The organism is Natrononativus sp. DTA114, assembly GCF_059736515.1.
The window spans coordinates 203,993-215,782 of sequence record NZ_JCASSN010000005.1; the positions used below are offsets into that span (position 1 = coordinate 203,993).

The 11,790-nt window shown below is 63.2% G+C and carries 12 protein-coding genes and 1 pseudogene; 7 read left to right on the top strand and 6 right to left on the bottom strand.

Features of this window, described 5'->3' with window-relative positions; genetic code table 11:
- Window positions 1-85 precede the first annotated feature (85 nt).
- The gene (locus AC6I6S_RS18480) at window positions 86-490 is read right to left on the bottom strand and encodes a DUF5518 domain-containing protein (protein ID WP_497952218.1); all 405 of its coding nucleotides are present in this window, start codon (window positions 488-490) and stop codon (window positions 86-88) included.
- Between the two features lie 232 nt (window positions 491-722).
- On the opposite strand from AC6I6S_RS18480, the gene AC6I6S_RS18485 reads away from it, so the two are divergent.
- On the top strand, window positions 723-1,358 hold the full coding sequence (locus AC6I6S_RS18485) for a GAP family protein (RefSeq protein ID WP_497952220.1): 636 nt from the start codon (window positions 723-725) through the stop codon (window positions 1,356-1,358).
- Window positions 1,359-1,398: 40 nt separating this feature from the next.
- Here AC6I6S_RS18485 and AC6I6S_RS18490 read toward each other — a convergent pair whose 3' ends face one another.
- From AC6I6S_RS18490 to gap, 3 genes are all read right to left on the bottom strand, one after another.
- A complete protein-coding gene (locus AC6I6S_RS18490; RefSeq protein ID WP_497952222.1) occupies window positions 1,399-1,848 on the bottom strand; it encodes a universal stress protein in 450 nt (149 codons plus the stop codon).
- A gap of 71 nt (window positions 1,849-1,919) precedes the next feature.
- Window positions 1,920-3,128, bottom strand: coding sequence for a phosphoglycerate kinase (locus tag AC6I6S_RS18495; protein WP_497952224.1), 1,209 nt, complete (start codon window positions 3,126-3,128; stop codon window positions 1,920-1,922).
- Between the two features lie 54 nt (window positions 3,129-3,182).
- Window positions 3,183-4,256 carry a type I glyceraldehyde-3-phosphate dehydrogenase gene (gap, locus tag AC6I6S_RS18500; RefSeq protein WP_497952226.1) on the bottom strand — a complete coding sequence of 358 codons (1,074 nt, stop codon included), beginning with the start codon at window positions 4,254-4,256 and terminating at the stop codon, window positions 3,183-3,185.
- A gap of 642 nt (window positions 4,257-4,898) precedes the next feature.
- Between gap and AC6I6S_RS18505 the strand changes: the two genes are divergently transcribed.
- The 3 genes from AC6I6S_RS18505 (at window position 4,899) to AC6I6S_RS18515 (ending at window position 7,981) form a co-directional block, all read left to right on the top strand.
- Window positions 4,899-6,095, top strand: coding sequence for a hypothetical protein (locus AC6I6S_RS18505; protein WP_497952228.1), 1,197 nt, complete (start codon window positions 4,899-4,901; stop codon window positions 6,093-6,095).
- 156 nt (window positions 6,096-6,251) lie between these two features.
- The gene (locus tag AC6I6S_RS18510; protein WP_497952230.1) at window positions 6,252-7,469 is read left to right on the top strand and encodes a CBS domain-containing protein; all 1,218 of its coding nucleotides are present in this window, start codon (window positions 6,252-6,254) and stop codon (window positions 7,467-7,469) included.
- 278 nt (window positions 7,470-7,747) lie between these two features.
- Window positions 7,748-7,981, top strand: coding sequence for a hypothetical protein (locus AC6I6S_RS18515; RefSeq protein ID WP_497952232.1), 234 nt, complete (start codon window positions 7,748-7,750; stop codon window positions 7,979-7,981).
- A gap of 30 nt (window positions 7,982-8,011) precedes the next feature.
- Here the strand turns inward: AC6I6S_RS18515 and AC6I6S_RS18520 are convergent, their stop codons facing one another.
- Window positions 8,012-8,389: a DUF7522 family protein gene (locus AC6I6S_RS18520; RefSeq protein WP_497952233.1), complete on the bottom strand. Its 378-nt coding sequence runs from the start codon at window positions 8,387-8,389 to the stop codon at window positions 8,012-8,014.
- Between the two features lie 268 nt (window positions 8,390-8,657).
- Between AC6I6S_RS18520 and AC6I6S_RS18525 the strand changes: the two are divergent.
- The 3 genes and pseudogenes from AC6I6S_RS18525 to AC6I6S_RS18535 all read left to right on the top strand — a co-directional run.
- Window positions 8,658-9,161 (top strand): annotated as a pseudogene (locus tag AC6I6S_RS18525) (heavy metal translocating P-type ATPase); the annotation flags it as partial.
- A 194-nt stretch (window positions 9,162-9,355) separates the two neighbouring features.
- Entirely contained in the window at window positions 9,356-9,499 is a 144-nt protein-coding gene (locus tag AC6I6S_RS18530; RefSeq protein WP_497952235.1) for a DUF7557 family protein, read from the top strand.
- Window positions 9,500-9,871: 372 nt separating this feature from the next.
- On the top strand, window positions 9,872-10,468 hold the full coding sequence (locus AC6I6S_RS18535; RefSeq protein WP_497952237.1) for a DUF2238 domain-containing protein: 597 nt from the start codon (window positions 9,872-9,874) through the stop codon (window positions 10,466-10,468).
- Window positions 10,469-10,521: 53 nt separating this feature from the next.
- Here the strand turns inward: AC6I6S_RS18535 and AC6I6S_RS18540 are convergent, their stop codons facing one another.
- The gene (locus AC6I6S_RS18540) at window positions 10,522-11,766 is read right to left on the bottom strand and encodes a glycosyltransferase (protein WP_497952239.1); all 1,245 of its coding nucleotides are present in this window, start codon (window positions 11,764-11,766) and stop codon (window positions 10,522-10,524) included.
- Window positions 11,767-11,790 lie beyond the last annotated feature (24 nt).

The following is an 11,790-nucleotide window of genomic DNA, read 5'->3' on the forward strand; positions in this document are numbered from 1 at the left end:
TTAAAACAGACTCATGACAACGATGACACTCGTGTACCGATGATACTCAGAAGACTCAACAAAAATCAGGATCGTACTGGTGATTTCAGGCTCGGGTGCCGGTTGGTTCGGGAGCGGCCCGGCGGTGTTTCGCCCATGATCCGATCGCACCGCCCACGGCCCCGGGGATGGCGTAGAACGCCAGGACGAGCAGTCCGAAGACGAGCACGCCGAACGACGCGACGAGGCCCCCGAAGAGCAGGGTCGTGACCGTCGCGATGACCAGTATGACCAGCGATCCGAGGACGGTGGCGACACCGCCGTGGGCTGCGCCGGAACTCATCGCGCCGCCAGCGAGGTAGCCGGCGGTGAGACCACCGAGGAGCCCGATTCCGCCCCAGTACAGGAACACGGCCGATGCCTCCGACCCCACGTAGATGAGGCCGCTGATGAACCCTAACGCGAGGGTGACGACGAATCCAGTTAGCACTGCTGTCCAGTTCATTTTCATGGTCGTGAGATAGTACGCCGCGGACGGTGATAAACTGCGTTTCAGGGGATTCGGAGAGACAGTCGCACGGACTGGTATGCGTTTCGAACACGTCTTGTAATTCAGACCATACTAACTACCTCGACGGGCTACTCTACTCAGTAGAGAACCCGACAATGTATGCCGTCATCGACAGTTGGGGCCGTGGGTGTTCGAGTCAGCGTAGCAGACCGGATCGAAACGAGTACGAACCATGAGTTTCGTGGAGGTTCTCCCCCTGGCGCTCGTGATGATCGCAGGCCCACAGATACTCTCTCCGATCTTTCTCGCCACGAGCGAGCAGTGGCGGGCGAATTCGATTGCCTACGTCGTCGGTGCGTCTCTCTCGATCAGCCTCGTCGTCGTCATCGCCCATCTTCTCGGGAACAGAATCGGTGGTGGTGGTGGCGGGCTGCTGGGGGCGACCGGACAGCAACTCCTCTACACCGCAGTCCTCGTGTTGCTTCTCTATGCGGCGATAACCACCTACCGAAAGCGGAACGTATCCGAACCTCCGAAGTGGATGGGGAAGTTGACCACTGCGACGCCGCGATTCTCGTTTCGGCTTGGGTTCCTCCTGCTAGGATTCTTCCCGACCGATATCGTCACCTCGATCAGCGTCGGAACCTATCTCGCGGCCAACAGTGATCCGGTCACCGATGCGGCCGGATTTCTCCTGCTCACGCTCTTTATTTTGATGCTTCCATCGCTTAGCGTGTTCGTACTCGGAGCTCGAGCGGAAGCCGCACTCCCGAAAATCCGCGACTGGATGGACGACAATTCGTGGATCATTTCCGAAGCGGTAATCGCGATCTTCGTGGTTCTGACGCTACAGAATCTCCTCGGCTGATCCGACGTAAAACGCCGTGTCGAAACCATGGTGTGTGCCGTCACCGGACGACGGTCACCGGGACGGACGACCGCTCGACGATCCCTTTCGCGACGCTCCCGAGCAATCGCTCGAGGCGCTCCGAACGGCCGCGGTGGCCGGCGTAGATCCCGTCGAACCCCTCGGCTTCGGCGTAATCGGGGATGGTCTCGACCGGATCTCCGTAGAGGAGTTCCCCTTCGACGGCTACGCCAGCGCCCTTGCCGAGTTCGACAGCCGAATCGATAACGATCTGTCCCCGTTGTTCTGCGTCTTCGATGCTCTCGAGGAACAGCCGTCGGTCGGCGTCCGCGAGCGTCGTAATCGGCTCGAGTCCGCCTTCCTCGTAGACGGCGGGATCGACCGCGTGGACGACCGTCAGCGAACCATCGGTGGCGTCGGCGATTCTGGCGGCGTACTCGAGGGCGGTTTCGGCCTCGTCTGAGCCGTCGACGGCCACGAGGAGTTTCATACCCGTTTGGTCTCTCCGCACGGAGTTAAATCGATGCCCGTGCTGTGTCTCCTACTTTGGCAACGACGGCGTCAGCGTCGGCGCTCGAGAACCTCGATCCCGACGAGGGGGTCGCCGGTCAGCGCCCGGACGTACGCCCCGCCCGCGAGCGAAACTCGGGAGAAATCGCCCTCCTCGAGGCCGTACAGTTCGATCGCGCGGCCGGTGTCGCCGCCGCCGACGACGGAGAAACAGTCGGTGGCGGCGATCGCAGAAAGGACCTCGAGGGTGCCGGTGGCGAACCGGTCGTCCTCGAAGACGCCGAGTGCGCCCTTGACGAAGACGGCCGCGGAGCCGGAGACGAGTTCGGCGTACCGCTCGGCCGTCTCCGAGCCGATATCGAGGTAGGACGTCTCCTTCGTGACGCCCTCGACGGCCGTCTCCACGCGATCGTCGTCGGCTTCGTACGCGAGGTCGGTCGGGAGGGTGAGCCGATCGCCTTCCGCCTCGAGCACGCGCTCGATGGTGTCTCGGTGGGCGTCCCACTGGTGATCGAACAGCGCGGTTCCCTCGACGTCGTAGCCGACGTCGTGGCCGTCGGCCCGCAGGAAGAGTTCGCCCACGATGCCTCCGAGACAGAACCGGTCGACGACGTCACCCAGCCGCTCGATGACCGGAATCGTGTCCTCGGCTTTCGTGCCGCCGAGAACCATCGTGACGGGGCCGTCGAACGATCGCGCGCGGACGGCGGTGTTCGCCGCGTACTCTTGCTCCATGACGCGACCCGCGTAGGCGTCCATCACGACGGGAAAGCCGACGATCGAGGCGTGAGACCGGTGAGCCGTCGAGTAGGCGTCGTCGACGTAGGCGTCGAACTCGGGGGTGAGGGTTCGGACGAACGCCGTTTCGGCTTTGATCTCGGGGGCTTCCTCGGGAAGTTCGCCCTCACACATCCGGACGTTCTCGAGCAGCAGTACGTCGCCCGACGAGAGTCCGGCGATCGCCGACAGCGCGTTCTCGCCGAAGGTATCGGCGACGAACGCCACCTCCCGGTCGAGGTGGCCGGCGAGAATCTCCGCGTGGTCCTCGAGCGGAACGAGCGTCTCTCGCCCCGGCCGCCCCTGATGGGCGAGGAGGGCGATCGCGTGGTCGGCCTCGAGCAGTTCCCGGATGGTTTCGGTGTGCCGGGCGAACCGCCGCCCGTCCTGTACCGCACCGTCCTCGATGGGGGCGTTGACGTCGATTCGTACCAGTAGCCGCTGCCCGGCGTCGAGATCGTCGATAGTTCGGAACCCGGTCATGGGTCTGGATTCGCAGACGCCTTGCTGTCGCCCGGACTGGTGGGGCGAACGGTGTCAGTGTGCGATCGTTTCCTCTGTATCGGTGATCCCCGTTTCGGCGGCGATATACGAGGCGAGGTTCAGCATCTGGTTCGAGAAGCCGTACTCGTTGTCGTACCAGGTCAGAACCTTCACGAGGCCGCCCTCGATGACCATCGTGGACTCGAGGTCGACGTACGAGGCAAGCGGTAGCCCGACGATGTCTCGCGAGACGATTTCCTCGTCGGTGTAACCGAGAACCCCGGCGAGTTCGCCGTCGGCGGCATCACGGACGGCGGCGATTACTTCGTCTCTCGTGACGTCGCCAGCGAGGCCGACGGTGAGGTCGGTGAGCGACCCGTTCGAAACCGGAACGCGAATTGCCATCCCGTGGATCTTTCCCTCGAGTTCGGGGAGAACTTTCGTCGTCGCGACGCCGGCCCCGGTTGTGGTCGGCACGATGTTCTCGGCCGCCGCACGACCGCGGCGACGCTTGGCAAGCGGTCCGTCGACCAGGCTCTGGCTGCTGGTGTAGGAGTGGACGGTCGTGAGCAGGCCGGAGTCGATGCCGAACGCCTCGTCGAGTACCTTCACGACCGGTGCGACGGAGTTCGTGGTACAGGAGGCGTTCGAGATGACGTCCTCGTCGTCGTACTCCTCGTGGTTGACGCCGTAGACGAACATCGGGATCGGCGTCTCGCCTTTCGGCGGAGCCGAGATGAGAACCGTGTCGGCACCGGCCTCGAGGTGCTGGGCCGCCTCGTCGTACGTACGAAACAGGCCGGTCGCCTCGAACGCCACGTCGACCTCGAGGTCGTCCCACGGCAGCGCCGACGGCTCGCGCTCGGTGAGCAACTGAATCTCTCGACCGGCGACGGCGAGGGTGTCGCCGTCGCGGGAAACGTCATCGAATCTGCCGTGAACCGAATCGTACCGGAGCAGATACTCCATGTCGTCGTCGTCCATCACGTCGTTGATAGCGACGATTTCGACGTCGTCGCGGGACAACGATGCGCGAAGGATGCTTCGGCCGATCCGGCCGAACCCGTTGAGTCCGATTTTTAGCGTCCCGCCCGACGCCGTGCCTCCGCTGTGCGGTTGTGTCTCCATATTTGAAAGGTGGACTCGAGCCGTTAAATTTGTTATCCTGAACGTGTTAATAAGGCGTAGATACAGATTGAATGATCGCTACGCCCGTCGCTCACGCGCGAACGGGCTATAATCGGTTCCATCGCCCCGAACCGACTCCACCGCCACGCGTCTGCGCTTTCCCGACCAAACGGTGACGACACGGGTTCCGCCGGCGGGACAGGCGAGAAATTCGAGGAACTCACCGATCGCGCCGGGGTTCGCGACGGCCTGCGACTCCTCCGGGGCGGTGAGACGATACACGCGGTGACAAACCTGAAACCGGGTCCGTCACGCTTCGACCCCGCTGGTATTCGATCGTTGTGCCGGTATTCGGCCGCCCGCCCCGCCACGCCCCGTCGGCTCGCGTCGGTGTTTCGATCGACGTAATCGGTGATATACTGCCCCTCTCTCAGTGTACGTGCAAATTATCTATGTCAGCACGTGTCTAACGAGGCGGCGGAGAGCCCTCCAGTCTGACGCCGGAGTTGAACTCCCCCACTTCGAACCAGTAGGGCCCGTCAAACAACGAAGGGCGAGCGGGCCGTCTCTCGACCGTGGGTAACGCGTCACGGGGGGCTCTCTACAAACGGCCGGTAGGCATCGCCTGCCGACTCGAGAGACATGAACACCGAGCCAGACGCGGGGCTGACACAGCGACTCGCAACGATTCGGGACAGAGTCAACGCGGAGAGCAGTCGCCGGGATTTCATTCGAACCGTCGTGAGCGCGGGGTACGCAGGGTGGATGGCCCAACTGCTCGGAGTAGACGACTTTCTCCGGGTCGAAGACGGGTCGGTACCGGTGGTTACCGCGCTCGTCAGGCCCGATCCGGGAAATCCACAGGTGGTCGAACGACGAACGAAATCCGTCCCTGCAGCCTGGTATGCCGCGGTCACGAAAGCGTTCGAACTGAACGAACTGCTCGCACGATCCGGCTACGCTGGTTACTTCGGCAGTGCAGTGGCCCCCGGGCGCTACGGGGATGGCACCGCGGAGCTGACCATCGAGGTTTCGGCAAACGTCGACGACGTCGACCGGTGGATCAGTACCGTCAGCGATCTCGCTACAGACGGGTTCGACGCCGCAAACGTCACCGTCGACTTCGACGCTATCGACGACATCAGCCTCGACGGAAGCAGCAGCTCCCAGGACGAATCGTACATGGTAGCCGACGTCGGTAGCGGACAGATTCCCGGCGGCGTGAACTGCGAATCCGACCGGTCGTACGCGACGCTCGGGCCGGCGATCTATCATCCACGCACCGAGCAGCCGTTCTTCGTGACCGCACACCACGTGTTCGAACCGCCCGACGTGGTCGGTAGGCGACTTCGCCTGCCGACGCGAGACGAAACTCTACACCGCCTTGGCCGCGTTCAGACCGCGTACCCACTCGAGGACGCCGCCGTCATAGCCCCGGTCCCTGGGATGCAACCGATCAGCGTCATCGAAACGCCGTCACCGGTACGCGTTCGCGGCCAGTTTACCCGTTTCGGACTCGCAGACCTCGTCGCCCGCGACGAACCGCTCGAGAAGATGGGGTCGATAACCGGTCATACGACCGGCGCTATACAGGGCATCGACGCGGTAACGTCGCTTTCCGACGACTTTCTCCGTCGGGGCCAGCTCAGGTGGGGAAACGTAGAGAATTTCACCGACGGCGACAGCGGCTCCGTGAGTTACCACCCCGATCCACAGGCTCCGGAAGAGGGGGTTCTCATCGCGGGGTTCAACAACGCCCGGACCTGGTGGCCGGGACAGAACTACATCTGGGGGACGGCGGCGTACCAGCTCACCGAACGGTACGGCTATCACTTTTAGCACCCGATCGTTTGCGTTCGTCCTCGAGATCCGACCTGATACGGATCGGGTGAAGCGTGGTTGACCACCGAGTACTTGATTATGCGTGGCTAACGTACTCACTGGTCGCCAACCAGTGACACAGTCCTGTGGGGACAGCCCACCAGTGCGTTCACCATGGATATCACAGACATCATTACCAGAGAGTACGTGGCGTTCAGTCCGGATACGACCGTTTCGAAGCTCGTCGGAACCTTCGAGGATTCGGCCGTACGAGGCGTCGTGGTGTATGGCGACGAATTCGAGGGCGTCGTCACCAGGCGACAACTCGCAACCTCACACCACAAGCCCAACGAGAAACTCGGTTCACTCGCTCAGCACGTCCCTCGGCTCACGTCCGACGAAGACGTGCGGAAAGTGGCACAGCTGATGATCGACAGCGACTCGCAGCTCCTTCCCGTGTTCGAGGGGCGCGAACTGATCGGCGTCGTCACGGTCGACGGCGTTCTCGAGGCGGTCACACCGTTCCTCGATGCGGCGACTGTCAGCGAGGCGTACACTCCCGACCTCGTCTCTCTCGATCCAGAATCGACCCTCGGCGACGCGCTTCATGCGTTCCGAGATCGCCGGATCACGCATCTTCCAGTCGTCGAGGGCGACTCGGTAGTCGGGATTCTGAGTCTCTACGACGTGACCGATCTCACGGTCAGGGCGGAGGTCCGGAGCCAGGGCGGTGATTCGGACGGAATGGATCCGTACGGGGGAGAGATTTCCAGCAGCACCGCTCGCGCTCGACGCGGCGGCTTCGGTGCCCGGGAAGGCGAGCGTGCACGAACGCTCTCCCTCCCGGTTCGGGACGTGATGACGTCGCCGGTGCGCCAGATTCGGCCAGAGGAAACGCTCGACGTGGCTATCGACGAGATGGCCGAGATCGACGCCTCGTCGCTGCTAGTCACGACGGACGGATCGCCACACGGTATCCTCACGAAGACGGACGTTCTCGACGCGCTCACCTGGGAGGCTGGTGGCAATCGCGCCGTCCAGATCTACGGTGCCGAACTGATAGACGACGCGACCTACGACGACATCGTGGCGATGGTCGAGAAGTTCGACGAAAGAGACCAGGAGATGTCGGTCCTGAACGCGAAGATCCACTTTCACGAACACGACGAGACCCGTCGTGGAAGATCGCTGGTGCTCGTTCGAATCCGTCTACACACTGACCGTGGGCTGTACATCGCCTCCAGCGAGGGCTACGGGGCGAGTCACGCTCTCAACGAGGCGCGCGAAATTCTGGAGCGCCAGATACGCGACAGGAAGACCCGCGGGCGCAGCAAAAAGCCACCGAACGAAGCCTTCTGGGAGAAGCGATTCGGCTGGTTGCTCGAGGAGTGACCGTTATCGTTTGCGCCATCTATGACGTTGCCGATCGGCTGGCCTGAGTCGTCGGAACGTTCACCGCTGCAGGATCGCATCCGCTGTCGGGCTCACTGCCGCCGGCTCTCGCTCGAGATGGTCGCACTCGGGGGTGTACCGGCAGAGCCACACGACGTCGTTTCTCACGACAGACCACGATTCGATTACCATGGTGTTCTATAGGCGGTGCAGGGCGAGAAGCCCGACCCTTGTGGTCGGGGTTGTTCACGGGCTGTCTCACCGTACGATTTCGTCGAATGAGTGGAAGCACGAGCGATACCTTACCGTCGATTCGGCGTTCGATCGAGTGGACGCCCGCCCGCGCTCTCGTCGTCGCTCTCGCAACGATCACGAGCGCGATTCACATCTACGTCGGGTTCGCGACGGAACAGGCCCTGTTCCTGCTTTTGGGGATCGGTTTGTTCGCGGGAGTCATCGTCTTCTTCACGGTTCACCTCCTTTTTGTGGAACACCAGAGTCGATCGGCCTGACATGGGGTTCCAGTCACCAGAGCGATCCGGTCAAGATCGGACCTCCTCGAGAACTGTAGTGGCCGCGGTTGCGACCTCATGAAACTCGTTCATGTTCAGTGGGTCGGTCGTCACGTAGACGCCGTGATCGCCGACGATAACGCGAGTCACGTACCCCCACTCGAACACGCGAATCGTGAACTCGTACTCGCCGAGTTCGGACTGGCCGTAGGTCTGCTGTGAGGTGAACCCGAGGCGTTCGTTGGCGACGAACTTCTCGAGGTCCGCGTCGGGCTCGAGGTCGGTGCGAAGGTACAGCTGCTCGTAGCTATCGGCAGTAAAGTACGTGATGCTTCGGAGTTCGTCACCGGTCGCGGTGCGACAGACGCTGATCAGCTCCTCTCTCAGTTCGTCCGTAGTCCCGTCCATACGCGAGTCCACGACAGGTAGTCACATATAACCGGCTGACGGCCGCTACATCGAGAGGGACGGCGCCGGGTCCATCCACACGAAGCCACCGCTGAGCGCGTGGGTTTATGATATCGAGCAGTGACGTATATCGTATGTTTCCCGAGGCGGCCGTCGGTCGGCTACTTACTGTCCTGATTGCGATGCTCGCGCTCACTCCGATCGCGATAAGGGTGTGTACCCTCCCCGTAGGGGACCCGCGGTGGGGCCGCGCAGAGTACGGGTCGGTATGACCGAACACGAGCCGCGGGCGGACCCGGGGCGGGTCGAGGGCGACAGACCGACGGATAGGAATTGCCCGTGCTGTCGGATCTGCCGGTCCTATCGAGCGGACGCCGCCGACCGGTCGGGGGCCGACGACGCCGACTCGAGGGCGGCCGGTGGTCACGATGAACGGCACGATCATAGCGACCGGCACGACCACGGTGGGATGGTCGACCACTCCGGCCACGAGACACTGTTCAGACGCCGGTTCGTCGTCTGTCTGGTGCTCTCGTTGCCGGTGTTGTACTACAGCCCGATGCTCCAGGACTGGCTCGGATTCGCCGCCGTCGAGTTCTCCGGGAGCGCACTCATCGGCCCTGCGTTCGGGGCGGTCGTGTTCGGATACGGTGGCGTTCCGTTCCTCCGGATGGGTGCCGTCGAAGCCAGAAACCGCGAGCCCGGAATGATGTTGCTCATCTCGCTGGCCATCACCGTCGCGTTCATCTACTCGGCGAGAGCGTCACCGTTCCGGTCGTTGACGGCGAACTCGCACTCGGCACGTGGCAGGCAATCCTGTTCGTCGACTGCGACGGACCCAGGACGCGTCGTCTCCGCGTGGTCGCCGTCCCAGGCTGATTCCGGTGGCTCTCGAGAGCCCCTCTCGGGCGAGCAAACGGCCTGCTGGGTGGTGATTTATCGGGCTGGATATCCTCGTCCTCAGTAATGACACGAACGATCGAACTCGACGAGGACCTGGCGGAACGGATGGAGGGCCACCTCGAGGAGGGCGAAACGCTCGAAGAGTTCATCGAGGAACTGGTCGCGATCTACGAACAGGAGGGGCGGTTCCTCCAGGAAGGAGCGTAGACGGGCTTTTCTTCGGGTTCCACCGGAACGCCCGTTCGAACCGGCGATGAACACGATGCACAACCCACCCACCGCCTCCCGCGTCGAACGGTCTCGATCGGAACCATCGCCGGAATTGCGGGCTGGTTCGGCGGCTTAAACGACGACAGTGGCGGACCTGACGCGGACAACTCCGCGCTTTCGGACGCGGCCCAGGAAGGCCCCTCGAGCTACCGAGCCCCGCGTTCGACGAGGGTGTGATCGTCGCCGATCTCGGCCACGCGATAGCCGACACCGTCGTCGCCCGGACAGTTACTGCCTCGAGTCTCACCGACCGAGAGAGACAAACGTGTTTTACCCTGGCTCGCCTGTACCCACTGGTGTCCGTCACTGATGCCGATACAGTCCTCGCTGGCCACGAAGGTCGTCTGGGGGATCAGATGCTCGCTCGTAGCCGTATTGGCGGTCGGGGTTCGTCGGCGAAATCCGGGTGCGATCGTGAACGGTATCGTCGCCTTCGCCGCCTCGTTTCTCCCCGGCGTCATAGAACGGCTGTACCACGTTCGGTTTCGCCCGTGGCAGCGTGTGTACGCGGTGGCCGCGTTGTTTACACACGCCGTGGGAATGCTGGGTCCGTACGACGAGACGTGGTGGTGGGACCACCTTACACACGTCCATTCGGCGACCCTCCTGGGCGGGATCGCCCACGCCGCCGCGCGCCGTCGCGGTCGCGACCCACGAGTCGCCGTCGTGAGTACCGTTACCGTCGTCGGTCTCCTCTGGGAACTGATGGAATGGACGGTACACGTGATCGCCCGCCGCTTCGGCTTCGAACCGGTCCTCGTCGCCTACGGGAAACGCGACACGGTCTTCGATCTCGCGTTCAACCTCGTTGGCGCAGTGCTCGTCCTTCTGTTCGGTGATCGGTTCCTCCGTAATTTCACTCACCGACGGGACCAACGCCCGAGTTCGGGCGACCCGAGCGAGTAACCGTTGGACTTTCGTCTCCAGGCACGAAAGGCGCCCGCTCACTCCCGGGCTGATCACCGTTCGAGATCCTGGACCTCGACGAAGACGTCGAGAACGTCGGCGAGCTGGCGAGGAAGCAGGAAGCACTCACGAACGTGCTCTCGCCCGTTCGCTCCGAACGTCGTTCGACGGTCCTCGTTCTCGAGCAAGGTGACGACGCAATCGGCGACACCTGCCGTGTCATCCGGCTCGACGAGATAGCCACAGTGCCCGTCCTCGACCTGTAGTGGAATGCCCCCGACGCTCGAGCCGACGACCGGCGTGCGCTTCCAGAGGGCCTCCGAGACGACCAGCCCGAACCCCTCGCGTAGCGATTTCTGGACGACGACGTCCGATCGACGCTGCAGGACGTTAGCCGTCGTGTCCGGGAGATCGGTCAACACGTGTACGTTCGGATCGTCGACTGCCTCCGCAGCGACTCGTTCGTACAGCTCGCGTCCCTCCGGATCATCGTTGGCCATCCCGCCGGCCAGCGCCAGCTGGAGGTCCGGGACCACCTCGCGAGCGCGCCGGTACGCAGCCAGGGTGCCGAACTGGTCCTTCCACGGATCGAATCGGGAAACCTGCGCGACGACCGGCGCGTCGAACGAGAGGGGGATCAGGTGGTCGCGTTCCGCCGCCGTGGTCTCCTCGTCGAGCGAGCGGTTTTTCTCCGTTAGCGGATCGATCGAGGGGTGGACGACGCTCGTCGCGGGGACGTCGATCTCGTTTGCGTAGGCCGACCGGCTGACGATCGCGTGATCGGCCCGCCTCGTGTACTCGGAAACGAACGCGAGGTACTCGTCGGACGGCTCGGTGAGGTCGATGTGACAGCGCCAGACGAGCACCGCGTTCGGGAGGGTTTCTTCGAGTCGGTCGGTCATTCCAAGCGCCTGCGGATCGTGCAACACGACAATATCGTAGTCCTCATCGAGCCCGGTCGCGTTTCGGTCGGTCACGCCGCGGTACGTCGCTATCATCTCCTCGGTAAGCTCTGGCCCCGCACCCTGGAGCCCGTTGTGGATCGCCTTGGTCACCTCGAAGAAGTCGTCGCCTGCGTCCATGACGAGCCAGTCGGTGTCGACACCGAGATCGTTACAGATCGGAACGATCGAACGGAGCAGTTCCGCGACACCACCCCCGGTCGCGGTCGAATTGACGTGGAGGATCCGAACGCCGCCCAGCGCGTCAGCGAGCGATCGAAGCCGCTCGAGTCGGTCGCGGCCGGCCACGTCGGCGTACGCCTCGATCGATCGACTGGAAAGCGGTGGAGCGTGCATCGTCCGTGCACCCCGTACACCGAC

What these genes read in the sequence shown, in the direction of transcription:
- AC6I6S_RS18480 (WP_497952218.1), bottom strand. Translation starts at nt 490, where the DNA reads ATGAAAATGAACTGGACAGCAGTGCTAACTGGATTCGTCGTCACCCTC.
- AC6I6S_RS18485 (WP_497952220.1), top strand. Translation starts at nt 723, where the DNA reads ATGAGTTTCGTGGAGGTTCTCCCCCTGGCGCTCGTGATGATCGCAGGC.
- AC6I6S_RS18490 (WP_497952222.1), bottom strand. Translation starts at nt 1,848, where the DNA reads ATGAAACTCCTCGTGGCCGTCGACGGCTCAGACGAGGCCGAAACCGCC.
- AC6I6S_RS18495 (WP_497952224.1), bottom strand. Translation starts at nt 3,128, where the DNA reads ATGACCGGGTTCCGAACTATCGACGATCTCGACGCCGGGCAGCGGCTA.
- gap (WP_497952226.1), bottom strand. Translation starts at nt 4,256, where the DNA reads ATGGAGACACAACCGCACAGCGGAGGCACGGCGTCGGGCGGGACGCTA.
- AC6I6S_RS18505 (WP_497952228.1), top strand. Translation starts at nt 4,899, where the DNA reads ATGAACACCGAGCCAGACGCGGGGCTGACACAGCGACTCGCAACGATT.
- AC6I6S_RS18510 (WP_497952230.1), top strand. Translation starts at nt 6,252, where the DNA reads ATGGATATCACAGACATCATTACCAGAGAGTACGTGGCGTTCAGTCCG.
- AC6I6S_RS18515 (WP_497952232.1), top strand. Translation starts at nt 7,748, where the DNA reads ATGAGTGGAAGCACGAGCGATACCTTACCGTCGATTCGGCGTTCGATC.
- AC6I6S_RS18520 (WP_497952233.1), bottom strand. Translation starts at nt 8,389, where the DNA reads ATGGACGGGACTACGGACGAACTGAGAGAGGAGCTGATCAGCGTCTGT.
- AC6I6S_RS18530 (WP_497952235.1), top strand. Translation starts at nt 9,356, where the DNA reads ATGACACGAACGATCGAACTCGACGAGGACCTGGCGGAACGGATGGAG.
- AC6I6S_RS18535 (WP_497952237.1), top strand. Translation starts at nt 9,872, where the DNA reads ATGCCGATACAGTCCTCGCTGGCCACGAAGGTCGTCTGGGGGATCAGA.
- AC6I6S_RS18540 (WP_497952239.1), bottom strand. Translation starts at nt 11,766, where the DNA reads ATGCACGCTCCACCGCTTTCCAGTCGATCGATCGAGGCGTACGCCGAC.